Here is a 21841-nt window from a genome sequence, read left to right as displayed (position 1 = left end):
ATAATAAAACCTTTAAGATAAATCTATATTAGAGCTCTTAAGTTATCGCCACTTAATTTTTAAATAATAATTCCACATCCTCAATATCACCTGGGATGGTTTATACTTACAAGAAAGTAACTTCATTTCAAGAATAGAAAATCTTTATGAGAATCGTTAAATACAGTATATTCAATTTAACAATTAGAGTAACTTGCTATTTGCGTAATTCGTAAAGTAGGGAACTTTTCAAAATGCAAAGCACTGTTAATCAAAGCATAGGAGCTTAGGTTCTGAACCCTAACTCTCCGCATATAACAAAAACAATTAAAAGGCCTCAAATTTTAATTTGAGGCCTTTTAATTTCTAATTACCTATGGTCCTTTAATTTGACGGGTACTTGTACCTGCACCGCAGGCAGCCAGTTATTATATTAAATGCAGGTAATTACCTGGAAATTGTGCTCCATACCAACGATCAGATCTGAATCGATTAGGCATATTTGATCTCGATAGCATAGCATTAGTTTGCCTGATATAAAAAAGGGTAAAAGCCCCTCTTCGTATGGAAAGCAATAATAACCTCGCAATCAACTGCATATTACATTTTACCCATTTTCGAGGTATCTTTTTTCATTTTTTTCTTGTCCATCTTCTTCTTGTCCATCTTCATCTTGTCCATTTTTTTCATCTCCTTTTTTTTCATCTCCATAGAGTCTTTTTTCATCTTAGACATTTTGTCTTGAAAAGGAGCAGCGTTAACATTGAACGCAAGAAATAAAGCGCCTGTTAATAATAAACCCGAGATCAGTGATTTGTAAGTTTTCATGTTTTTTTATTTAGTGTTTGCCCCTTTGTCGCTAATCATTACCAAACCTTACAAAAAGTCAATTTTTATTTAATTGGTTCTCAATTTTTACTTGTAGGGCATCTTTAAAATTCTCGTCTAACTTTATTTCTGGCTGGTGATCTGACTTTAGCATTTGCCTGATCATCTCGTTGATCTTTTGGCTTTGGCACATGTAAATACGGCAAACATTGCAGCCAAAAAGGTGCATACGCAGCTCAACTGTCTCGCGAAAGGTTATCCTGCCTATTAATCTTTTATCGATCAGGTAGGTCGCCTTTCGGCAGTTATAAATTATTTTTTTAAAGTCGTTCATCTTACATCCAGTTTTTTTGCAGACAGGCCCGCAGGTTAAGTTTCGCCCGGTGAATAATTACCCAAAAATTGGCCTGGCTTAATCGCAGCTCGGCACAAACAAAATCAGTAGCTTCATCATCCATGTGTTTCATCGTAAAAACAGACAGCCATAAAGCAGGTAGTTTTTTCAGGCATTTTTGCAGGGCCTGGTTTAGTTCTTTATGCACCAAAGGGTCAAAATCATCTACGCCAAATTGCCGTGGTTCATAATCCTTCTTCCAGTGCCCGTCTTCTTGAAAGTAATCCGGCTCTTCACCTGTTATATTTATCATCTCTTCTGTTTTAAATCCGCTGGCTTTTTTCCGGTACACATCATAAATTTTATTTTTAAGTATGGCTGTTAACCAGGTACGTTCGGAACTCTTGTTGGCAAACTTGTGCATACTTTGCAGGCCGGCTAAAAAAGTTTCCTGCACCAAGTCGCGTGCCTGCTCTTCGTCGCCTACGCGGCTAATAGCGTATAGGTATAAATAATCAGCATAGGCTTTTACCCAGTTTTTGGGGTTAAGCTGCTGAACGGCGGGAGGTGTTTTAATATCGTCCATTAGTGTAAACAACCTTTAGTAGTTAAAATGCCATAACCCTTACAGTTATTTATCATTAATTTACTGTAAGTATTTGTAAGGATACTGATTTAAAGCCGACTAAACAGGTAAAATACCCGATATGAAAACCATAAAAATATTTTTATTGCTGGCATTCATGGAGATTGCAGGTTTAAGTTCTCTTGCATTTATTCAAACCAGTTACAAAATAAAGCCAGTTGCCGCTGCTGATGAAGGATTTGCCGTAGTGGAGTTATTTACCTCTGAAGGTTGCTCCAGTTGCCCCCCGGCGGATGCTGTGGTGGCTAAAATAGAGCAAGAGGTAACAGGTAAGCCTGTTTATATCCTGACTTACCACGTGGATTACTGGAACCGCCTGGGCTGGAAAGATGTGTTTAGCAGTCCCGATTACTCACGCAGGCAAAACAACTATGCTAACTGGCTGAATTTAAGTTCGGTTTACACGCCGCAGGTAATTGTTAATGGGCAAACAGAATTTGTTGGGTCGCAGGAAGGCACTCTGCGAAATGCAATCGGCATGGGTTTAAAACAAAGCGTTACAGTAAAGCTATCCCTGAGCGATGTTAAGATCAATAACAACTCCGCTACTATTAAATATCATACCGATGCCGCATCGGGCAGCATCATAGTTTTAGCGTTGGTACAAAAGCAGGCAACCACGGTAGTGAAAGCCGGCGAGAACCGCGGCCGCAGTTTGTCGCACGTGCAGATCGTTACTAATATTAAAACTATTTCTGTAAGCGCCAGTTTGGGCGAAAATGACATAAAATTACCACCTAATTTTTCGGCAAAAAATTTCGAGTTGATTGCTTTTTTGCAGGATAGTAAAACAGGCAAAATTAATGCGGCCGCGCGCACGGGCTTTCCAATTTCGCTGTAACGATGAAAACGATCAAAGAAAAGCATTCCGTGCTGATGCGCTGGACACATTGGGTCAACTTTCCGCTGCTTAGCATTATGATTTGGAGCGGCATGCTCATTTACTGGAGTAACGATGTGTACACCATTTCGCTATTCGGGCATACCTATTTCAAGTTTTTCCCGGAGTGGTTTAACAAAGCGTTGGATATACCTGCGCATTTGGCCAAGGGCATGGCGTTCCACTTTTTATTTATGTGGTTTTTTGCGCTTAACGGTTTGGTCTATGTAGCCTACACAATTATATCCGGTTCATGGCGAGAACTTGTACCGCATAGGAAGTCATTTAAAGAGGCCTGGTTGGTGCTGCTGCATGACCTGCATATCCGTAAAATGCTTCCGCCACAAAATAAGTACAACGCGGCACAGCGCATTGCCTACACGGCTATAGTTTTGATGGGGCTTGGTTCACTGGTAACCGGGCTTGCTATTTATAAGCCTGTACAATTTGCAACTATTACCTGGCTATGCGGGGGCTATCATGCCTCCCGTATTATCCACTTTATATTAACAATTGGGTATGTTATCTTTTTCCTGATCCATATCATACAGGTAATATTGGCTGGCTGGAAAAACTTCTGGTCGGTTATCTCAGGCTTCGAAGTAGTTAATACCCCAAAAACCTTAAACATATCAAAGGATGATGAACAACCTAAAGAAAGTTAAAAAACCCCTCACCATTGATCAAAAGATAAAGCGGCGCAACTTTATATCCTTGAGTGTTTTTGCATTGAGTTCGGCTGCGGCTTATAAAGGCTGGCGAATACTGTACACTTCGCCTGAAGAAGCAACCGGGATAACAGGTGGGGCGCAAGTGCCGCTACGTCGTGCGTTGAATAAAACGGAACTCTTTTTCCGAAATTTTTTTAGCAATAATCATTTAGTTAAAACTTATCCAAAAGCAATGGCGGCCAAAAACGTACGGCAAAACAGCAACATTGGCTTGGAAAGTAACATTGACATTGCCGGCTGGAAGATGGAGGTAAAAAAATCAGGCGGCGAGGTTGTGCACATTACTATCGATCAGATCAAAGCTTTGCCAAAAACAGAGATCGTTTATGATTTCAAATGTGTGGAGGGCTGGGACCAGATCCAATACTGGGGTGGCCTAAAAATGATTGACTTTATTGAATACTTTGGGCTGGCTGAAGAGATTAAAATGCAATACATGGGCTTAATAACCCCTGATGGGGAATACCAGGTTGGGCTGGACATGCCCAGCGCCATTCATCCCCAAACAATATTAGCCTATGAAATGAATGGCCGGCCTATCCCACATAATCATGGAGCGCCTTTACGACTGATTATACCGGTTAAGTATGGCATAAAAAATTTAAAGCGTATCGGCTCTATGACTTTCAGTAACACCCGCCCGCCCGATTACTGGGCCAGGGAGGGTTATGATTATTATTCGGGATTGTAAGCAATGGTGGCCCCGAATATAGACTATGGGCTGTGATTTAAACGCATGCAGATATGTTTACCTACCTTGTGTTTTAATATTCACCAGTTTATTTAGTTTAAAGTTTTAAAAGGCTATGGTGTATTGCAAATTGATCACGCCTACGCGGGTCAATCCATCGGGTCGTACTTTGCGTACAATAAACGGCGTAGCAACAAGCACTTCCAGGCTATTTCCATTATTGAACTTTTTAGTGCCAACTATACTGCCGTTCAGCGTAAACCCATCTGATCCGGTTATCGCAGTTATTTGACCAAAGCGGTCCTCATAAGTATCAGTTCCTAAATGGTAGATACCCAGCAAGCTTGGTTTTAGGGTGATGTTTGATGCCGAAAACTGAATATAATAGCCAATGCGGCCAAGTATATCACTTTTGCGCTTGAAATTATTGGTTGGCGCAAATTCTTTTGCCCTTGGGTCGCTATATTCATCCGGGAAGTAGGTACTTTTATTAACTTGTATCACCGGCACTTGTATCCCGGCATCAAACTCCCAACTGTGGTTAACAATATAATTGATCCCACCAATAGCATCATACGTACTTATGCTGGCCTGATAATCCAGCGGTAGCGGTTTACCATCCTTATTTTTATGATTACCCGAGGTAAGCGGAACTTTAACGCCTCCGATGATATTGATACTGTAATTAGCCTTTGTTTTAAAGGAGTAATTGAGTGTGCCATAAATATCACCGATATCAAAAGCGCTGCCTAAAAAGCCGGTAGCATAAGTAGCGGTGAGTTTGGATTGGAATGATAAACGACTATTAATCTTGGTGCCATATTCCACGTAAGCATTGGTAATATTGGTTTGCTCTTTGCCAACACCATAATTTAAACCGAAACTTAACGTATGGTTGGCCGAATCGGTAATATTATTTTTTAGCACGCTAAGGCTGCAAAAGCCTGCATCACTGCAACCTTGGGCAAAACTGTAAGCCGTGCATAGCAGGGCAATGCAAGTAAGGTATATCTTTTTCATACTTAATAAGTGAATTGGGTATAACCGAATAAATGACTGTATTGCTGGCAATAAATCAGCGCGTACGTATATTCTTTAACATTGATGCTAACCGGTATATCGTACAATTGGTTGCCTGCGGTAGATTTTAAGGAACCCAAATTCACAAAGTTAACAGGTTGCTGCTCTTTGCTGATATACACTTTAAGATCGGGCCCATTGCTGCTGGTAAAGTTTTCCAATGCTAATTGGTATTTACCATTCGTTTCATATACGCGGGCGGTACCGGTTACAGAGCCGTAAGCACCGTTCCTGAAACTGCTGCTGCTGGTTTCGGGTTTAGATATAGTAACGTCCACTTTTTCATTGAGCGCTACCATAGGGGTAGTTTCTTTTTTACAGCCGGTAAAACTCACTGCAAGTGCAATTACAGCGCTTAAATAAATTAAATGTTTCATGATCTCAATTATTAGGTTTTACGGTTTGGTCGCGCCGCAACAGCTTTCCTTACAAATAAATTTATTGTAAGGTTTGGTTGTAAGCTGCGACAAAGCAATAAACAACACCGAAACACGATGTACAAATACTTATTTTTTTTATTATTTATGGTTGGCACGCTGACCAATGTTCAGGCTCAAAAACAATTTAACCTGGACGGATCAGGCCTGGCGCTGGCAGGTTACGATCCAGTTGCCTATTTCACCCAACAAAAAGCGGTAGAAGGACGAAAAGAAATTGCGCTATTAAATCAGGACGTAACTTATCATTTTGCCAGTACCCAAAACCGCGACCTGTTTAAAGCGAATCCCGCAAAGTATCAACCTCAATATGGCGGTTGGTGTGCTTACGCGATGGGAGCCAACGGCACTAAGGTAGCTGTTGACCCGGAAACCTTCAAACTGGTGAACGGCAAGCTTTACCTGTTTTACAACAAGTTTTTTAACAACACCAAAAAATCTTGGGATAAGGATGAAAGCAACCTGAAAACCAAAGCGGATGCTAACTGGACAAAATTTAATCAAAATTAATCACAAAAAATAAATATGAAACGTACACTCATCATTGCAGCCCTGTCCATTTTTACATTAAGTGCCAGTGCACAAAAATCAGAAGTATTCATCAGCGGCGGTAAAGCTATCAAAGGTTATGACCCGGTTGCTTTTTTTAAACAATCCAAAGCCGTTAAAGGCGCGGACAGCCTGTCCTATCAATGGAATAATGCCACTTGGTTGTTTGCCAGCACGGAAGACATGAACGCCTTTAAAGCAGCGCCTGAAAAATACGCCCCACAATATGGCGGTTACTGTGCCTATGGTACTGCCGAAGGCCACAAAGCCCCAACACAAACCGATACATGGACCATTGTAAACGATAAGCTTTATTTCAACTACAATTCTAAAGTAAAAGAAATTTGGACGAAGGATCAACCTAATTTGATTATTAAAGCTGACCAGCAATGGCCTGCAGTTAAAGTTCAATAAAACGCCGTAACATCATGACAACTAAAACATTCAACATAGTTACCTGGATCTTACGCCTGGTGGCTGCGGCAATTATGTTGCAAACCCTGTTCTTTAAATTTACCGCCGCGCCAGAATCGGTTTATATTTTCACCAAACTGAATATGGAACCCTGGGGCCGAATTGGTATCGGCTGCTTTGAACTTATTGCATCTATATTGACGCTGATCCCCAAAACCACCAGTTTAGGCGCACTTTTAGGCTTGGGTATAATGGCCGGAGCCATATTTTTCCATATTACGCAATTAGGGTTGGTGGTGCAAAACGACGGTGGCAAACTATTTATCCTGGCTATGCTGGTTTTTAGTAGCTGTACGGCTTTACTATTACTGTTAAGAAGACAGCTGATCAGTTTTATTCCTTTTAAACTGTAGTATAATGATGCCGCTAACAAAACCCATCAGTAAGTTATTAGAGCAATTAGGCGAAGTGCTTGAGTTATTAACCAATGATCAATTTATCCTTCCGGTAAGTGTTTTATCTGGTGCTACCATTGGCGAACATACCCGCCATATCCTGGAGTTTTATATAGAGCTTAATAAAGGTTACGATAGCGGTAAGGTAGATTATGACCAACGCAAAAGAAACCATGCGATAGAAAGCAGTAAATTTGTGGCCATTGGTGAGTTGAAGGAAATTATTACAGGCTTAGATAGACCAGACAGGGCACTTACATTGTTGGTGAACTACGACGATGCGGAAACAAATTCTGTCAGTGTAACCACCAATTATTATCGAGAACTGATTTATAATCTGGAGCATACTGTGCATCATCTGGCCTTAATCCGTATTGGTGTTAACACGGTTGCTGGTATCGCAATACCGGCAGGGTTCGGTATCGCTGCATCTACCTTAAAATTTAGACAGGCATGTGCACAGTAACTTATATACCCACTCAAGACGGCTTTTACCTTACCTCCAACCGTGATGAACATTGCAACAGGGGTTCGGCATTATCACCTTCGGTGTACCAAGACATGCTTTATCCTAAGGACCCGGATATGAGCGGAAGCTGGATAGCAGCTAAAGCCAATGGAGATATGGCAGTGCTGTTAAACGGCGCATTTGTTAAGCATTTTGCTCAACCGCCCTATCGCATTAGCCGGGGTGTGTTGTTGCTTAACGTTTTAGCTGCCAGTAAGCCTCTTGCCTATTTTAATTCGGTTGATCTCAACAACATTGAGCCATTTACTTTAATTATTTGTATGAATGGGATGCTCTACGAATGCCGCTGGGATGGCACGGCAAAATATACTTTGCCGCTTGATCAGCATTCATCGCATATTTGGAGTTCGGCCACGCTTTATGATGAAACTGCTCAAACTGTAAAAAAAGACCGGTTTAAAAGTACTATCTTATCAGATAGCAGGTCAATCATCAATTTTCACCAAACCGAACGTTTGGCAGGAACAATCGGGACGGTAAGCATTACACATGTTAAGATTGTATTTGGCCAAGCCATTATAATGACCTACGATGACCTGAAATCGACTACGATGCAGGTACAACATTTGGCAATAACAACATCGCAAATACCATGGCTAAGTTTACGAATTTTCATGGTCAAACTATTTAATTGGGAGTATTGGCCATACTATATGATTTATATCCCGGTGATGTTTTACTGGTTTTGGCTCAGCCTTAAATCGCGTGCAATATTTTTTTTCAATACGGCTAACCCCGGAATGAAAAACGGCGGATTCGCGATGGATAGTAAAAACGATATTTATGCGCATATACCGGCGCAATATTGCCCGCAAACTATATTGGTTAAAGCAGGATATTCAATAGAAAACCCTGGGATAAAATTGCCCTTGATTGCTAAGCCCGATATAGGGCAGCGCGGCTTGCAGGTCAAATTACTTCAATCAAAACAAGACCTAGCCGATTATGCGACCAACAGTAAAGTTGATTTCCTGTTACAAGAGTATATTAGCCACCCTTACGAAGCCGGGATTTTTTATTTTAGTAGGCCAGGAAGCCGTACGGGTACAATTACCGGTGTTGTGGGTAAAGAATTGATGATGGTTACGGGAGATGGAAAGGCAACTTTGCAAGAATTGCTTGCTGCCAATCCGAGATACCTACTGCAAATACCAGCCTTGAAAAAAGCGTATGGCCTGGCTTTACAAAAAGTGTTGCCATACGGCGAGGCCTGCCTACCTGCGCCGTATGGCAATCATAGCCGCGGTGCCAAATTTATTGACCTCAGCCCGCAGGTTACGTCCGAATTAGTTAAAAATATACATGCGGTATGCGCGCAGATTCCGGGTTTTTACTATGGCCGGTTGGATGTTAAATATGATAGCTGGGCAGAACTCTGCGCCGGAAAATTTAAGATCATCGAGGTGAATGGTGCCGCCAGCGAACCTGCCCACATGTACGACCCTAAACATTCCATCTTTTTTGCATGGAAAGAGATTATCCGGCACTGGGCTATTTTATATCATATTAGCAAACTTAACCGTAAAAAGCGCGGGCTGGCCCACATGACCTATCGTCAAGGTATGGACATGATCAAAAATAATACTCAATATGTGAACCTAACCATTTCCTGAAATGAAAAATAAATATGCATTGCTGCTTATCATTAGCCTGTTGTTCGGTGCCTGCCGTTCTAAATTCAAACCTTTGTTAACTTCAGAAAGCGGTGTGCAATTTAAAATGATATCCTTGAATGAGGCAAAGGCAACCGCTAAAGCAGCGGGCAAACCTTTATTTGTTTTCGCTCACGCCAGTTGGTGCCCTACCTGTAAAAAAATGGAACACGAAATATTAGTCGAAAAGCAAATCGGCGATGTTTACAATGCCCAATTGATTAATGTAGCCATTGATGTAGACAGCGAAGAAGGGAAAAAACTAAACGGCCTGTACCCGATAAGGGCAACTCCCACCTTATTATATTTTAATAGCGACGGTACATTGGCTAAAAAGTGGGAAGGCTTCGCTAACACAAACAAATTGTTACGTCTCTTACCATGATGCCTATCTCACCCTTATTAATATTACCTAATGCACCAGGCCGACCTTCGTCGGCTTAATCCTTGGTTATTTATCATTCAGCCTCTTTTTTTATTAAAATCTACAAAAAATAGCCCAGCTAAATTTCATACAATAACTGAATAACGGTTAAGTATATCATATTATTAATTTGATTAGGTAGCAACAGTAGTTTAGTAATGCCCATTGCATTCAGCTTACACCAAATATTTTTAACCCTGTTGTATTTTGGTTTCAAATATTCCAATTTATTTAGGTGTACTTTACAGCCCACAGTTTAAACTTTGATCCTGAGTTATTTATCTGGACTAACCGAATAAATTCTCATTCCAATGATACCTATCATAATAAGCATCAGAAAGAATGTTTCTGCCCACGAAATATGTTGCCTGAAGAAAAACACATCAACAAGCTTTATAAAAACAAGAGTTGAGGCTGTCCATACGGCAAAAGCCATAGCAGTTGGAACTTGTTTAATAGCCAATGAAAAAAAGTACACGTTAGCTATTCCAAAAATAATATATCCTAAAAGGGGTGCAACAATATAAATACCCTCTGCTTTATAAATATTGGTCGTGTTTAAAAGCCTAAAGCTGCTAAACTTAAAATACTTTACAGAAAAGGTCCATGCTGTTTCAAACAGGGCTGCAATAATGAGATATAACCAGGCCATATTAATAAATACTCTTCTCTTGTTGTAGTTTTGAAGTATGCTTACGGTCATTTACGGGTTTACTCCAAAGTTTAACGAGCCACTTTATTAAATGAGGACGTAAATTGTAATATCGTTTAAACCAGTTGTACTTCAGCAGATCATATTCATCAAAACGTTTAAAAGAGTAAGCATGCTGTAAAAAATAGTCTTTAGGATACGAATACCCCAAGCCCCAGCTTTCGGAGCTGTTGCTTGGGGTATGTCCCGGATCGTATGCAGTGCCGAACAGGTAATCCCAAAATGAGAATTTTGTAGAGAAGTTGGCATGGAAAACCTCCTGGTAATTAGCATGATGCCATAAATGAAGTTCGGGAGTATTTACAATATATTTAAACTTCCCCAAATTAACCTTAATATTGGCGTGGATAAACATACCGAATACGGCGTCGATCAGTGCTTTAATAAGAATTACCGCAGGATCGGCACCTAAAAATATGATGGGTGCAAACTCTATGGTTTGGTTGATGATTATCTCGAGTATATGGGAGCGCGACCCGGCTAAAAAATCGACTTCCTTGCCCGAGTGATGGGCCTCATGTATGCGCCAAAAAGTTTTATTACGATGTTGGAAACGATGGAACAGGTAAATGTATAAGTCGTGCGTTATAACGAAAAACAGCACCTGTACAGGCAGAGGCCAGTCTCTAACAAACTGCCAGTTGGTCCAATCAACACGATGTTGTACAGGTGCTATTATATAATCAAAGATGATGATTTTTAAAAAATAGCTCTGAATAAGCGTGTACCATACCAGGTCTACCCAAAAACCCTCCCTAAATAAAGCTAAACCCTTGCGATAAGGCAAAATACGTTCCCAGCTAATAATCAATATTATCCAGCAAATGAGTATGGTAGTAGTAATGGTAAGCAGTTTATCCGGTGGCATAATTTATGAAACAGGTTTCTCCTTATATTCGTCGCTAATATTTACACGCAACCGTTTCATTGGTGCAAGTTCCGATTCATAAACCCTTTTTACACCATCACCGGCTGAAATTTCGGTATCACGGATGTCGCGTACTAAACGTTGAAGGCCTTGTGGCTCAACCGAAGCAGCATGATCCGATCCCCACATGGCACGGTCAAGCGTAAAGTGTCTTTCCACAAAAGTTGCCCCCATGGCCACCGCAGCAACCGTTGTAGCTAAACCTGTTTCATGACCAGAATATCCTACAGGTATGCCCGGGTATTTAGCTTCTAAAGTTTGTATCATTCTGAGATTCAGTTCGTGAGGTGGGCATGGATATGCAGATGTTGAATGAGCAATACAAAGCGGATAATTTTCGTTGTAAGCCCTAATGTAAGCCATCGTTGCTTCTATCTCTTTAATGGTAGACATTCCGGTAGACAACATCAGCGGTTTACCAGTTTGGAGTATGCGTTGTATTAAAGTAAGATCAGTTAACGAAGCCGATGCCAGTTTATAAATTACGGTATCAAAATGTTCCATGAAATCAACCGCATTAATATCCCATGGCGATACGAACCAATCTATCCCTAATTTTTTACAATACTGATCAATTGCTGCATATTCGGCTATACCAAATTCGGTTTTGCGTTTATAATCAATGTAGGAAATACGACCCCATGGCGTATCGCGCATAATTTCCCATTGATCCTTAGGTACACAAATTTCCGGTGTACGCTTTTGAAATTTAACAGCATCTGCCTTAGCGGCCACGGCTTCATCAATTAGCAGCTTGGCTGTTTCTAAAGAGCCATTATGATTAATACCAATTTCGGCTATTATATAGGCGGGCTGGTTTTTACCTATTTTTCGGCCGTTGGTTAACGTTATATAACCTTTACCTGTCGGGTACATCGATGCTTCGTTCTTAGCTTCGATCAGCCATTCGGCAAATTCCCTGAAACAGCCTTCGCCACCTTTAAGGTTGCAAACCATATCAGCCTGAGCTTGTACCTGGGGAAGTGCATCGGCAGGGCAAGCGGTTATAGACGCCAGTTTCATTATTTCCAGATCGTTATGATCGTCGCCTATATAAGCTACTTCATGTGGCTGCAGCCCCAGGCGGTCAATAATTTCGTTAAATATAACCGGTTTGTTTTTAGCGCCTAAGTGTAATTCGGTAATGTTTAGTTTTTCGGCACGTTTAATTACCGATGGAGAATGTTCGCCAGTTATAATGCCTGTTTCAATACCAGCATACTTGCGTAATCGTTCAACACCCATTCCATCGCGCATGTTAAATTTTTTAAGGTTTTCGCCATTATTGCCATAATAAACTCCGGCATCGGTTAGTACACCATCGCAATCGGTCAGCAACAACTTAATATCGGTTGCTTTTTGTTTTAAAATCTCGTTCATAGTTTTGTTAGGGTTATATTGCTGTCCATCCACCATCAACCACCAGGTTGGCACCTGTCATGTAAGCAGAAGCATCGCTTGCCAGGTATATTAGTGCACCTTGATAATCATTTGCCTGCGCCATGCGGCCCAATACTGTTTTAGCGGAGTAGTTTTGTATGAATATTTCGTTTTGACCGTTCTCTACGCCACCTGGCGATAGTGTATTTACACGTACACCTTTATTGCCCCAGTAAGCTGCTAAAAAACGGGTAAAGTTTATAACCGCCCCTTTGGTTACGGGGTAAGCTGCCGATTTGTAAAAAGTTTGCTCGCCGCACTCGTTCTGATAAATACGCTGATCGGGGCCAACCATGCCGTAAGTTGAGGCTATATTAATAATACTGCCACTGCCCTGCCCTGCCATTACAGAACCAAACACTTGCGAACATAAAAACACACCGGTAACATTCACATTAAGCGATTGTTGAAAAGCTTCTAAAGGATAATTTTCAAACGCCGAGAGCTCTTTTGCCATTGCCGGGTTTTCAAACATATCGTTAATAGCCGCGTTGTTAACCAGTACATCAATGGTATGGTACTGTTTGAGTATGCTTTCGCAAGCCACCACAACAGACTCCTTATCGGTAACATCGATTGCCATACCTGAATGCTGTGGCCCTAATTGGCGGGCAAATAGTTTAACACTTTGTTCATCCCTATCGGCCACAACTACGTTAGCACCGGCACCAGACAGTGCCTCGCAGTGCTTTTTGCCGATAAGACCTAACGCACCGGTTACAATAGCTGTTTTTCCTTGTAACGAAAACATATTTGTCATTTACAGAATGGCTGTTGTTTTCGGTTTAATATTATAGTTACTTACCTTTCGGAAAACGGCTTCTAAAACCTCACCTTTTAAATAGCTTTTTACATTACCGCTTAAAATAGCTTCTTTCACGAGAGGTAATACATCCCTATATGCCTGCATGGTATATGAAATATCTTCATCGGTATGGCTGTAACACATATTATGAAAACCGGCCCAAAGCACACCTCGTTTTATCATTTCCTGCTGCATAAGGGTTTTTACTTCTAAAGCATCACCGGCTTCCGGTGTAAAGGTTACCATGGTACGGCAATTGAAACCTATACAACCTGTATATTGGTCCATACCCAATTCTATAGCCAGCTGGTTATAACCATCTTTTAGTAACGCGCCTTTTTCATCAAGGTATTGGGGAACGTTTTTATCGATAAGTTCGTTAATGGTAGCTATACATGCGGCCAGTGATAATGCTTCGCCGCCAAATGTGGTGTAACTGAACACTTGTGAGTTAAACAATTGCATTACATCGGCTCGGCCCGTTAAAAGTGCTATAGGCATACCGTTAGCACATGCTTTTGAGTACACGGCCAAATCTGCCTTTACGTTGAAATATTCCTGAGCACCGCCTATAGCAATGCGAAAGCCGGTCCACATTTCATCAAAAATAAGTAGTGTACCATTCTCTTTGCATACATCGGCCAGTTTGTGTAAAAACCCGGGAGCCGGTGCTTCAAAAATAAATGGCTCAAGGATAACGGCAGCAACGGTTTCATCCAACGCTGCTTTAATCGAAGTTATATCATTATACCCGAATGTGTAAGTCATGTCCTGAATGACTTCTGGAATACCGGCGTTACGGCTCGTTATACCTATATACCAATCGTGCCAGCCGTGGTAACCACAACAAAAAACCTTATCGCGACCAGTAAACGCACGGGCTACACGTATAGCGGCCGAACATACATCGGCACCTGTCTTAGCAATTTTTACCGCCTCAGCATTGGGAATTATCTCCTGTATCAGTTCAGATAATTCAACTTCCAGCGGGTGCATTAACGAGAAAGTAATCCCATCATGGAGTTGCTGTTTAATAGCTTCGTCAACCGCGGGGTAAGCATATCCTAATGACAACGGACCAATAGCAGCATTGAAATCAATGTATTCATTGCCATCAACATCCCAAACACGCGATCCTTTGCCTTTTACCAGGTACTTTGGCGCTATCCCTTCAGTAAACTGGCCGGGGCCTTTTGCCAGGGTTTGAGTAACCGGTTTCTGTACTTTTAAGGCACGCTGATATAACTTCTCCGACTGAGTAATATCGGGGTAATTGTTATTAAAACTTACTGTATTTGACATATATCTTAAATAGCTTATTCAGCAAATTGAGGTTTCAAAATTTCGGGCTGATGATGGGTAGTTTGGTAACCTAACAGGGTTTCGGCTATTTGCTTGCCGGTAAAACCCTCGTGCTGTAATACATCGGGCAGCAGCGCCGGCCTAAACCACCTGTCGTTTAACGCCATAGGTAATACTTTTGCCGAAGCCTGATGCTTTAACATCACTTCGGCCACTATGGTGTAAAGTCCGCCTGTTATAAAATGATCTTCGAGCGTTACCAATAACTGGCTTTGCGCGGCGGCATTCAATATGGCCTGCTCATCTACAGGTTTAAGGCTACGCATATTAATTAAACCCACCGAAAGACCTTCATTTTTCAACATCTCTGTGGCTATTAGTGCCTGTTCAAATAATAAACCGTAGGTAAGTATGGTTACATCTTTTCCAACAGCAATTATTTCGGCTTTGCCTATTTCAAACGGAGTATGCTCGTGGCCTGTTTTACGGGTATTGATCCTGGTGTAAGCCGGCTCGGACGATTGCCATATCAAGGGCAGCATTTTTACCAGATCGTCTTCATCGGCAGGTGCAAACACGGTCATATTGGGTATTCCACGCATAATGGAAACATCTTCAATGGCCTGGTGTGTAGGCCCATTGGCATCAGACAGAAAGCCGGGAATAAATCCGCTTAATTTAACAGGTAAACTCGCTATACCTAAATCGGTTCGTACAAATTCAAAAGCTCGCATGGTTAAAAACGCAGCAAGCGCATGTACTATTGGTGTACGACCACGCAAGGCTAAGCCCGCGGCAGCGCCTATCATGGTTTGCTCGGTTATACCGGTATCAATAAAGCGTTTGCCTAAAATACCCGGCAGGTTGCGTACAAGTGCACGGTTTTCGGCTGTCATCACTATCACCTGCTCGTCGGCTAAGGCGGTTTGGGTAAGTAGTTCTTCGTAAGTCATGGTGTAATGGTTAGCGTACCACTAAGGTTTCGGAGGTTAATAATGTGCTGTGATGGCCGTGAAGTTCAAGCAAAAGCTGTTCTACTTCGTTTGATGAGAAATTACAGAACCATCTGTCCGCCCGTTCTTCAATGCTGGGAAGCCCTTTACCGCGAACAGTATCGGCTATTACCACATTTACTTTTCCCTGCTCAAAGGGATACGCACTAAAAGCTTCATGTAAGGCAGTAAAATTATGCCCGTTTATGCGCTTTACCGCGGCACCAAAAGCTGCAAATTTATCGGTAAGCGGCTCAAGCGGTATCAATTCCTCGGTACGTACATTGGCTTGAAATTGGTTACGGTCTACCACAAAAATAAGATTATCGAGCTTGTAAGCGTTGGCTATCAGTAAAGCCTCCCAGCAGGTACCTTCGTTCAGTTCGCCATCACCTAAAATGCAAACAACTTTATTATGGCCTCCGCTTATTTTAATATCCATGGCCACACCCACTGCCACCGAGGGTAAATGACCCAGTGAACCCGAGTGAAACTCTATGCCCGGAATGCGGGTGTTAGGGTGCCAGTAAATGTAATCGTTTAAAGACAAGTGATTGTTCAGCCTTTCTTTTTGCAGCATGCCCAGTTCGGCAAGTGTACCATATAAGGCCGGCACATCATGGCCTTTAGAAAGAAACAGGTAATCACGCTCGGGTTGATATAAGTTTAACGTGTTTACATTTAAAAACTCACTGTAAAGGTAAACGATCAAATCGACAGCCGATAAAGATGCGCCTGTGAAACAGCCTCCTTTGGTAGACATGCGCACAATGTGTTCACGTACCTTCAGGGAAATATCTTGTAATTCTTTTACTGTGCTAACTTCCACTTTGATAACTTTTAACTATGTAACCTAAGCTTATACCGTAATTAGTTTGGTTTGGCCCGGCTGAATGGTTTTTAATTCGTTTAAATGATGGCGATACCAGTTTACACCCGCGTACATAGCATTGATCTGGTATATCTCCGGTTTACGGTTTAGCAGGTCGATAATATCCTGACAGCTGAAATCCTCTTTTTCAGGATACAGTTCTTCAAAAACACGTTTAATAAATTCAAAGTCTTCCTGGTAATCAATAGTGAAACGATGCGACATGGAATAATCCAATCCGGTTTCCCAACTAATATTACTTATGCGAAATAATTGTGGATTTTCCCAGATGTAGGGTGTGGTATGCTCAAGTTCCAGGTTCAGGGTAGCTTCTTTCCATACTCTTTCCAAACACTCCATGGTCATGATCTCTACATCGTTACCATCCGGGTAAGTAGCCGGATGCAGATTGCTCACATAATCATACGCGCCAGGATTAGCAAAGAAAAAATCCAGCGCCTGATCAATTACTTTTGGGTCTATCAACGGACAATCGGACGGTATTTTGAGTACCACATCAGCCTCAAAACGTTTTGCAGCCTGGTAATGGCGGTCAAGTAAATTATTCATACTACCGCGGTAGCAGGGAACATCCAGTTCTTCCGCTTCGCTTACAATTACATTATCTTCGGCATTATTTGATGTGGCTATAACAACGGTAGCCCAATGGCCTATTGAGTTTAGGCGTTCTATCATAAGCGCAAGCAGAGTTTTACCCATTATGGTCATCATTACCTTGCCGGGTAAACGGCCCGATGCCATACGTGCCTGTACTACAATTAATATTTTGTTTGCCTTTTTATCAGTCATACGTAAATCTCCTCATGGGCAATAACCTCTTCGGTTTGGGATGCCAGCACGGCTTGTGGGTTAAACTGTTGCTTATTGCCTTTATAGTGAATATAACTACGACAAATTTGAGCTATATTCAGAGCTGACGAGCCTCCGTTTTGTACAGGGGCAAGCCGTTTTAGTTCATCGATATTGAACCAGGAATGTACTTTTTTGCCTAATATGATCCCGGTGTAAACAACTGTAGAGTACTGGGTAATCAGTTCGCAGCAATTGGCTATCATGTGGTTGGTATTACCAGATGTAAAAACCAATGCATTTTCAGGGGCATACCGTGCAATTTCGGCTTTGGCGCGCCCGGTATTTTCGTTGGGATGAAGCTTGAATAACAACTGACGTCCTGCTGCTATTTTAACAGCTTTTTTAATAAAAGCCGGGCGGTTCTCAAACCTAAAGGTCTCGCGCAAATCGGTGGTAGCCACCATTACATAGTTATGATGAGGAAAGTCGTTATACAGGTTAACTTGTAGGTTATCATAGTTTGGAATTCCTGTAACTGCGATTTTATTGGCTTGAGTGCCCTTGGAGGCGAAATATTCTTTATAACCGGCCGATGCGGTACAATAAATATCGCACACGTTTGAAGACCCGTTAAGTGAGGTATCACCACAAAAATACCGGGGTAATTTAAGTTTGTTTACCAACAGGCTCTTTATAGTGTACCTATCTACCATGCCCTCCTGAACCCAAATGGTTTTGGTATTACGGGTACGTTCGGGAATGATCATATCTGAACAGTACACAATCAGGTCATAGTGGTTAAGCTTTGCCCCGTAATCAATTTGCAATCCGTGACCTCGCAAATACTTTTCAGAATTTTTACGAAACTGATCGGCCATTACAGTGCTATTAAGCAAATTCGTTTTATTAAATACACTGTTCATCAAAAACGAATCTGTAAACAACTGGCTAAACCAACAATCAAATTCAGCTAATTTAGTGGCTATGCTATGCATCTGTAATGTTTGGTTCATAGAACCTGTCATAAACAGTATTTTTTGCATACGGTATAATTATTATAAATTTAGAATTTTTTACTTTTTACATACGCACCAGGTGAGGTTACCTCAGGGCCGTTATATTTATTTTTGTAACCTGTTTCCTGCCCGGTAATGGCTATTAACTGGTTACATGCAGCGGCAGGGGCATTGTGGTAGCGTAAGGATGAATTGAAAATTTCTTGTTGAATTAATACCACATCACTATAGGTCATTATCATGAGTTAAAAGTAAAACTGCAACCTTTAAATAATGCTAAGCGTGGGTTATGTTATAATTAAGATGCTATAAACACAACTTTATCCCAATATTAAAATTTAGATATTCAGTATATCTAATTAACATTGGCCGTAAAAATCACCCGATTATATGCTTCATCGTCAATTTTCAAATAAAGGAAAACATAAAAAGGGACAAGCCGGTTTATAAGCCAGCTTGTCCCTTTTAAATAAATCTAATTATGTTATAAAACAGTTCAGTTATTTCATTATAAACGTTTTATGTTGCCTATTATTTATCAATGTCTGAAACATTGATCTAAAATTTCCCACGTTTTGCTCGGGGCTGATAATACTGCATGCTGTATAAACATAAAGTTTGTTCCAGTGCCTTTAATGAAATTCCGTTGAAGGCTCCCTATCAATCTTAACTGAGCATTTTAAAAACTTTTCGTATCACTTTGTAGAATACTGCAGACTTCATTTCAATATAAATCTATTGACCGATTGTTAGGTTGAGGTAACAACCTGTTACCAAATTTTATATTTTTATGCTGATAAAACAAGTAGTGCTACTTAGTTACAGGTACGCATTATTGCAAGTGTTAAAATGTAAATATTTTGTATGGTAATTTCACATCATTATAAGTTATTTAAAATACAAATAAGTTAGCCGCTCTCATAATAATATAACCATTCGTTCATATTAAGATTACTTAAAAGCAACATAAGAAGTGGTTATTTGGTAAATATGCATCACTCAATCATCTCGATTGTTCTTCCATTTCTGGGTCAGGTCAATTTAAGCGGTTATCTGCTGTTCGTTTTTATTTTGTGTATCCTTGCAGTGATAGGTTTTGAATTCGTTAACGGCTTTCACGATACGGCGAACGCAGTAGCAACCGTAATTTACACGAAAGCGTTAAAACCTGTTTATGCTATCCCCTGGTCGGGGATCTGGAATTTTTTGGGTGTGTTTTTTGGCGGTGTTACGGTTGCTATGGGTATTCTTAAATTGGTTCCCTTAGATAAATTAATGACCCTTCCGGTTAGTGTAGGTGCTTGCCTGGTATTATCAGTATTGCTGGCCTCCATTATATGGAATTTAGGAACCTGGTACCTCGGCATTCCATGCTCCAGCTCCCATACCATGATAGGTGCTATGATTGGGGCTGGTTTGGCCTTCACCTGGTACTACAACGGGCCGGGTGTTAACTGGGAAAAGGCAGAGGAAATAGGCTTATCTCTTATTTTATCGCCCATTATTGGTTTTGGTGCCGCTGCGTTACTTATGCTGTTTTTAAAGCATGTTACTAAATCGCATTCGCTGTTTCACATCCCTTCGGGCGAAAACGACCGGCCACCTATCCATATCCGTTTATTGCTAATTACTACTTGTACACTGGTAAGTTTTTTTCATGGTAGTAACGACGGGCAAAAAGGGGTAGGATTATTTATGCTGATACTAATCGCTTTTTTGCCAGCCCGTTTTGCTGTAAATCACCAGATACCTAATGCCCAGGTTTTAAACAACCTGAGGCAAACAGAACAGGTAATTACTAAAGCAATTACTACCAATACTACACAGCAAGATGTATTGTTGAAACTGAACAATGACATTAACAAAACCAAAGCTTTACTTGCCGCAAAGAACGAGATAGACGTTGCAAAAACATACAGTTACCGTAAACAGGTAGAAAGCATTGTAAAGGATATTAAGGCCGTAACCAGTAATCATCAAATAAACTTATCAAAAACCAATAGGGAAACCCTTATAAAAACAGTAGCCGTGCTTCAACTAGTGACCGATTTTGCACCTGTGTGGGTAATTTTTATTATCTCCCTTTCATTAGGTTTGGGTACCATGATTGGCTGGAAAAGAATTGTGGTGACCATAGGAGAAAAAATAGGCAATCAACACCTTAACTATGCACAAGGAGCAACCTCCGAAATTGTAGCGGCATCAACCATCGGGCTTAGTACGGCATTTGGTCTTCCGGTTAGTACCACCCATGTATTATCAAGCGGCATAGCTGGCGCTATGGTTGCATCTGGCGGTAAAAACAATCTTAATAGTAAAACACTTAAAAGTATTGCACTGGCCTGGGTATTAACGTTACCGGTTGCAATTACCTTAGCGGTATTGCTCTTTATGTTATTTCATCTATTTATATAGTAGTTTTATGAAAGTGAAACAAATTCTTGTTGCAACCGACTTTTCGCCAAGTGCAGCCAATGCAATGGAATATGCCATGGGTTTGGCCGCGCTGCTTAAACTGGAAATATGCGCCATTCATGCCATTCATCCTACCGAAGGAATTAACAACAGTACGTACAATGCCATTTTTATTGAAGATTACTATCGTAATAAAAGAGAGGCGTTGAAGGAATGGGCTGCTGCTTATACCGCAAAAGATATATTTAAAGAGATAAAAGTGAGCACTTTGTGCGAAGTGGGTTTCCTAAAAACAGTAATTACAAGTCATATAAACAACCATGCGGTCGAACTGATGGTAATGGGTATTACCGGCGCAACCGGTTTAACCGGCATAGTGGGTAGTAATGCCAGTATGATGGTCACCAAAGTCAAAATCCCAACACTGATTATACCGCTCGAAAGTAGTTTCCCGAATACACCCGCCATTACCCTGGCTACTGATTATGATACTAAATTATCGGCAACAGACGTAACCGCTCTTAATGAATTGATTAAGGCTTTTCGGTCCCAAAAAATGCAGGTTTTGTATGTGGAAGAAAAATCTGATTCCAAACATATCCAAACTGGTGAAGACCGGATTAAAACAATTATCCCTGATATTGAATTACAATTTAATTATTTACAGGATAGTAGCCCCATTAGCGGTATAATGGATTTCATTGAAAAAAACGAAACAGATATTTTGTGCCTGGTAAAACATCATCATAATATTATTTACCGCCTATTTAACCGTAGTACGGTTAACCAAATCATGAACCGGTCAGTTAAAGCTATCCTGGTATTGCACGAATAAAATCCCATTTTACTTTTAGTTTAGTATAATTATGTTTAACACCGGTAAAACAATAAAAACTTTTTATACACCCGTTTTAACAT

At 40.9% G+C, this 21841-nt stretch carries 26 protein-coding genes; 11 read left to right on the top strand and 15 right to left on the bottom strand.

Going from position 1 to position 21841, the window contains the following annotated elements; genetic code table 11:
* Positions 1-579: 579 nt before the first annotated feature.
* Genes ACFQ3S_RS12810 through ACFQ3S_RS12800 form a run of 3 tightly spaced genes read right to left on the bottom strand, consistent with a single transcriptional unit; the run spans position 580 to position 1727 of the window.
* Positions 580-807, bottom strand: a complete 228-nt coding sequence (locus ACFQ3S_RS12810; protein ID WP_377165005.1) for a hypothetical protein — start codon at positions 805-807, stop codon at positions 580-582.
* Positions 808-865: 58 nt separating this feature from the next.
* Positions 866-1141, bottom strand: a complete 276-nt coding sequence (locus ACFQ3S_RS12805; RefSeq protein ID WP_377165003.1) for a zf-HC2 domain-containing protein — start codon at positions 1139-1141, stop codon at positions 866-868.
* A gap of 1 nt (position 1142) precedes the next feature.
* Entirely contained in the window at positions 1143-1727 is a 585-nt protein-coding gene (locus ACFQ3S_RS12800; protein ID WP_377165000.1) for a sigma-70 family RNA polymerase sigma factor, read from the bottom strand.
* A gap of 121 nt (positions 1728-1848) precedes the next feature.
* On the opposite strand from ACFQ3S_RS12800, the gene ACFQ3S_RS12795 reads away from it, so the two are divergent.
* From ACFQ3S_RS12795 to ACFQ3S_RS12785, 3 genes are read left to right on the top strand one after another with little or no spacing between them, the layout of a single operon-like run.
* Positions 1849-2628, top strand: coding sequence for a DUF1223 domain-containing protein (locus ACFQ3S_RS12795; protein ID WP_377164998.1), 780 nt, complete (start codon positions 1849-1851; stop codon positions 2626-2628).
* 2 nt (positions 2629-2630) lie between these two features.
* Positions 2631-3332, top strand: a complete 702-nt coding sequence (locus ACFQ3S_RS12790) for a cytochrome b/b6 domain-containing protein (protein WP_377164996.1) — start codon at positions 2631-2633, stop codon at positions 3330-3332.
* Complete coding sequence (locus tag ACFQ3S_RS12785; RefSeq protein ID WP_377164994.1) at positions 3307-4089, top strand: molybdopterin-dependent oxidoreductase; 783 nt, start codon at positions 3307-3309, stop codon at positions 4087-4089. Before ACFQ3S_RS12790 ends, ACFQ3S_RS12785 begins: the two co-directional genes overlap by 26 nt.
* A gap of 105 nt (positions 4090-4194) precedes the next feature.
* On the opposite strand, the gene ACFQ3S_RS12780 is transcribed toward ACFQ3S_RS12785, so the two are convergent.
* Entirely contained in the window at positions 4195-5109 is a 915-nt protein-coding gene (locus ACFQ3S_RS12780) for a hypothetical protein (protein ID WP_377164992.1), read from the bottom strand.
* A 2-nt stretch (positions 5110-5111) separates the two neighbouring features.
* Complete coding sequence (locus ACFQ3S_RS12775) at positions 5112-5546, bottom strand: DM13 domain-containing protein (protein ID WP_377164990.1); 435 nt, start codon at positions 5544-5546, stop codon at positions 5112-5114.
* 117 nt (positions 5547-5663) lie between these two features.
* Here ACFQ3S_RS12775 and ACFQ3S_RS12770 point away from each other — a divergent pair, with 117 nt between their 5' ends.
* From ACFQ3S_RS12770 to ACFQ3S_RS12745, 6 genes are read left to right on the top strand one after another with little or no spacing between them, the layout of a single operon-like run.
* Positions 5664-6116 carry a YHS domain-containing (seleno)protein gene (locus ACFQ3S_RS12770; RefSeq protein ID WP_377164988.1) on the top strand — a complete coding sequence of 151 codons (453 nt, stop codon included), beginning with the start codon at positions 5664-5666 and terminating at the stop codon, positions 6114-6116.
* Between the two features lie 15 nt (positions 6117-6131).
* Positions 6132-6569, top strand: a complete 438-nt coding sequence (locus tag ACFQ3S_RS12765) for a YHS domain-containing (seleno)protein (protein ID WP_377164986.1) — start codon at positions 6132-6134, stop codon at positions 6567-6569.
* A 14-nt stretch (positions 6570-6583) separates the two neighbouring features.
* Positions 6584-6982 carry a DoxX family protein gene (locus tag ACFQ3S_RS12760; protein WP_377164984.1) on the top strand — a complete coding sequence of 133 codons (399 nt, stop codon included), beginning with the start codon at positions 6584-6586 and terminating at the stop codon, positions 6980-6982.
* Positions 6983-6986: 4 nt separating this feature from the next.
* Complete coding sequence (locus tag ACFQ3S_RS12755) at positions 6987-7490, top strand: hypothetical protein (protein ID WP_377164982.1); 504 nt, start codon at positions 6987-6989, stop codon at positions 7488-7490.
* The gene (locus ACFQ3S_RS12750) at positions 7478-9166 is read left to right on the top strand and encodes an NRDE family protein (protein ID WP_377164980.1); all 1689 of its coding nucleotides are present in this window, start codon (positions 7478-7480) and stop codon (positions 9164-9166) included. The genes ACFQ3S_RS12755 and ACFQ3S_RS12750 overlap by 13 nt, the downstream gene beginning before the upstream one ends.
* A gap of 1 nt (position 9167) precedes the next feature.
* Positions 9168-9590, top strand: coding sequence for a thioredoxin family protein (locus ACFQ3S_RS12745; protein WP_377164978.1), 423 nt, complete (start codon positions 9168-9170; stop codon positions 9588-9590).
* Between the two features lie 313 nt (positions 9591-9903).
* Here the strand turns inward: ACFQ3S_RS12745 and ACFQ3S_RS12740 are convergent, their stop codons facing one another.
* The 10 genes from ACFQ3S_RS12740 to ACFQ3S_RS12695 are packed head-to-tail and all read right to left on the bottom strand — an operon-like array spanning position 9904 to position 18744.
* Positions 9904-10281, bottom strand: a complete 378-nt coding sequence (locus ACFQ3S_RS12740; protein WP_377164976.1) for a DMT family transporter — start codon at positions 10279-10281, stop codon at positions 9904-9906.
* 1 nt (position 10282) lies between these two features.
* The gene (locus ACFQ3S_RS12735; RefSeq protein ID WP_377164974.1) at positions 10283-11209 is read right to left on the bottom strand and encodes a sterol desaturase family protein; all 927 of its coding nucleotides are present in this window, start codon (positions 11207-11209) and stop codon (positions 10283-10285) included.
* A 3-nt stretch (positions 11210-11212) separates the two neighbouring features.
* The gene (locus ACFQ3S_RS12730; protein WP_377164972.1) at positions 11213-12649 is read right to left on the bottom strand and encodes an N-acetylneuraminate synthase family protein; all 1437 of its coding nucleotides are present in this window, start codon (positions 12647-12649) and stop codon (positions 11213-11215) included.
* Positions 12650-12662: 13 nt separating this feature from the next.
* Positions 12663-13469, bottom strand: a complete 807-nt coding sequence (locus tag ACFQ3S_RS12725) for an SDR family oxidoreductase (protein WP_377164970.1) — start codon at positions 13467-13469, stop codon at positions 12663-12665.
* Positions 13470-14816 (bottom strand): aminotransferase class III-fold pyridoxal phosphate-dependent enzyme, encoded by a 1347-nt coding sequence (locus ACFQ3S_RS12720; RefSeq protein ID WP_377164968.1) that lies wholly within the window; start codon positions 14814-14816, stop codon positions 13470-13472.
* 14 nt (positions 14817-14830) lie between these two features.
* A complete protein-coding gene (locus ACFQ3S_RS12715) occupies positions 14831-15769 on the bottom strand; it encodes a transketolase family protein (RefSeq protein ID WP_377164966.1) in 939 nt (312 codons plus the stop codon).
* A gap of 10 nt (positions 15770-15779) precedes the next feature.
* Positions 15780-16637 (bottom strand): transketolase, encoded by an 858-nt coding sequence (locus tag ACFQ3S_RS12710; RefSeq protein ID WP_377164964.1) that lies wholly within the window; start codon positions 16635-16637, stop codon positions 15780-15782.
* A gap of 30 nt (positions 16638-16667) precedes the next feature.
* Positions 16668-17489, bottom strand: a complete 822-nt coding sequence (locus tag ACFQ3S_RS12705) for a cytidylyltransferase domain-containing protein (protein WP_377164962.1) — start codon at positions 17487-17489, stop codon at positions 16668-16670.
* Complete coding sequence (locus tag ACFQ3S_RS12700) at positions 17486-18535, bottom strand: hypothetical protein (protein ID WP_377164960.1); 1050 nt, start codon at positions 18533-18535, stop codon at positions 17486-17488. Before ACFQ3S_RS12700 ends, ACFQ3S_RS12705 begins: the two co-directional genes overlap by 4 nt.
* Before the next feature lie 20 nt (positions 18536-18555).
* A complete protein-coding gene (locus ACFQ3S_RS12695; RefSeq protein WP_377164958.1) occupies positions 18556-18744 on the bottom strand; it encodes a hypothetical protein in 189 nt (62 codons plus the stop codon).
* A gap of 850 nt (positions 18745-19594) precedes the next feature.
* On the opposite strand from ACFQ3S_RS12695, the gene ACFQ3S_RS12690 reads away from it, so the two are divergent.
* Together ACFQ3S_RS12690 and ACFQ3S_RS12685 are read left to right on the top strand one after the other, a co-directional pair.
* The gene (locus tag ACFQ3S_RS12690; RefSeq protein WP_377164956.1) at positions 19595-20923 is read left to right on the top strand and encodes an inorganic phosphate transporter; all 1329 of its coding nucleotides are present in this window, start codon (positions 19595-19597) and stop codon (positions 20921-20923) included.
* 7 nt (positions 20924-20930) lie between these two features.
* Positions 20931-21758: a universal stress protein gene (locus tag ACFQ3S_RS12685; RefSeq protein ID WP_377164954.1), complete on the top strand. Its 828-nt coding sequence runs from the start codon at positions 20931-20933 to the stop codon at positions 21756-21758.
* Positions 21759-21841 lie beyond the last annotated feature (83 nt).

It is taken from the genome of Mucilaginibacter terrae (genome assembly GCF_042679325.1).
GTDB classification, from domain to species: Bacteria; Bacteroidota; Bacteroidia; order Sphingobacteriales; family Sphingobacteriaceae; genus Mucilaginibacter; species Mucilaginibacter terrae.
This window is presented reverse-complemented; position numbering and strand designations above follow the sequence as displayed.

What these genes read in the sequence shown, in the direction of transcription:
- ACFQ3S_RS12730 (WP_377164972.1), bottom strand. Translation starts at nt 12,649, where the DNA reads ATGAACGAGATTTTAAAACAAAAAGCAACCGATATTAAGTTGTTGCTG.
- ACFQ3S_RS12760 (WP_377164984.1), top strand. Translation starts at nt 6,584, where the DNA reads ATGACAACTAAAACATTCAACATAGTTACCTGGATCTTACGCCTGGTG.
- ACFQ3S_RS12780 (WP_377164992.1), bottom strand. Translation starts at nt 5,109, where the DNA reads ATGAAAAAGATATACCTTACTTGCATTGCCCTGCTATGCACGGCTTAC.
- ACFQ3S_RS12750 (WP_377164980.1), top strand. Translation starts at nt 7,478, where the DNA reads ATGTGCACAGTAACTTATATACCCACTCAAGACGGCTTTTACCTTACC.
- ACFQ3S_RS12715 (WP_377164966.1), bottom strand. Translation starts at nt 15,769, where the DNA reads ATGACTTACGAAGAACTACTTACCCAAACCGCCTTAGCCGACGAGCAG.
- ACFQ3S_RS12770 (WP_377164988.1), top strand. Translation starts at nt 5,664, where the DNA reads ATGTACAAATACTTATTTTTTTTATTATTTATGGTTGGCACGCTGACC.
- ACFQ3S_RS12775 (WP_377164990.1), bottom strand. Translation starts at nt 5,546, where the DNA reads ATGAAACATTTAATTTATTTAAGCGCTGTAATTGCACTTGCAGTGAGT.
- ACFQ3S_RS12740 (WP_377164976.1), bottom strand. Translation starts at nt 10,281, where the DNA reads ATGGCCTGGTTATATCTCATTATTGCAGCCCTGTTTGAAACAGCATGG.
- ACFQ3S_RS12720 (WP_377164968.1), bottom strand. Translation starts at nt 14,816, where the DNA reads ATGTCAAATACAGTAAGTTTTAATAACAATTACCCCGATATTACTCAG.
- ACFQ3S_RS12725 (WP_377164970.1), bottom strand. Translation starts at nt 13,469, where the DNA reads ATGACAAATATGTTTTCGTTACAAGGAAAAACAGCTATTGTAACCGGT.
- ACFQ3S_RS12745 (WP_377164978.1), top strand. Translation starts at nt 9,168, where the DNA reads ATGAAAAATAAATATGCATTGCTGCTTATCATTAGCCTGTTGTTCGGT.
- ACFQ3S_RS12795 (WP_377164998.1), top strand. Translation starts at nt 1,849, where the DNA reads ATGAAAACCATAAAAATATTTTTATTGCTGGCATTCATGGAGATTGCA.
- ACFQ3S_RS12785 (WP_377164994.1), top strand. Translation starts at nt 3,307, where the DNA reads ATGATGAACAACCTAAAGAAAGTTAAAAAACCCCTCACCATTGATCAA.
- ACFQ3S_RS12800 (WP_377165000.1), bottom strand. Translation starts at nt 1,727, where the DNA reads ATGGACGATATTAAAACACCTCCCGCCGTTCAGCAGCTTAACCCCAAA.
- ACFQ3S_RS12755 (WP_377164982.1), top strand. Translation starts at nt 6,987, where the DNA reads ATGATGCCGCTAACAAAACCCATCAGTAAGTTATTAGAGCAATTAGGC.
- ACFQ3S_RS12810 (WP_377165005.1), bottom strand. Translation starts at nt 807, where the DNA reads ATGAAAACTTACAAATCACTGATCTCGGGTTTATTATTAACAGGCGCT.
- ACFQ3S_RS12790 (WP_377164996.1), top strand. Translation starts at nt 2,631, where the DNA reads ATGAAAACGATCAAAGAAAAGCATTCCGTGCTGATGCGCTGGACACAT.
- ACFQ3S_RS12700 (WP_377164960.1), bottom strand. Translation starts at nt 18,535, where the DNA reads ATGCAAAAAATACTGTTTATGACAGGTTCTATGAACCAAACATTACAG.
- ACFQ3S_RS12705 (WP_377164962.1), bottom strand. Translation starts at nt 17,489, where the DNA reads ATGACTGATAAAAAGGCAAACAAAATATTAATTGTAGTACAGGCACGT.
- ACFQ3S_RS12765 (WP_377164986.1), top strand. Translation starts at nt 6,132, where the DNA reads ATGAAACGTACACTCATCATTGCAGCCCTGTCCATTTTTACATTAAGT.
- ACFQ3S_RS12805 (WP_377165003.1), bottom strand. Translation starts at nt 1,141, where the DNA reads ATGAACGACTTTAAAAAAATAATTTATAACTGCCGAAAGGCGACCTAC.
- ACFQ3S_RS12695 (WP_377164958.1), bottom strand. Translation starts at nt 18,744, where the DNA reads ATGACCTATAGTGATGTGGTATTAATTCAACAAGAAATTTTCAATTCA.
- ACFQ3S_RS12685 (WP_377164954.1), top strand. Translation starts at nt 20,931, where the DNA reads ATGAAAGTGAAACAAATTCTTGTTGCAACCGACTTTTCGCCAAGTGCA.
- ACFQ3S_RS12735 (WP_377164974.1), bottom strand. Translation starts at nt 11,209, where the DNA reads ATGCCACCGGATAAACTGCTTACCATTACTACTACCATACTCATTTGC.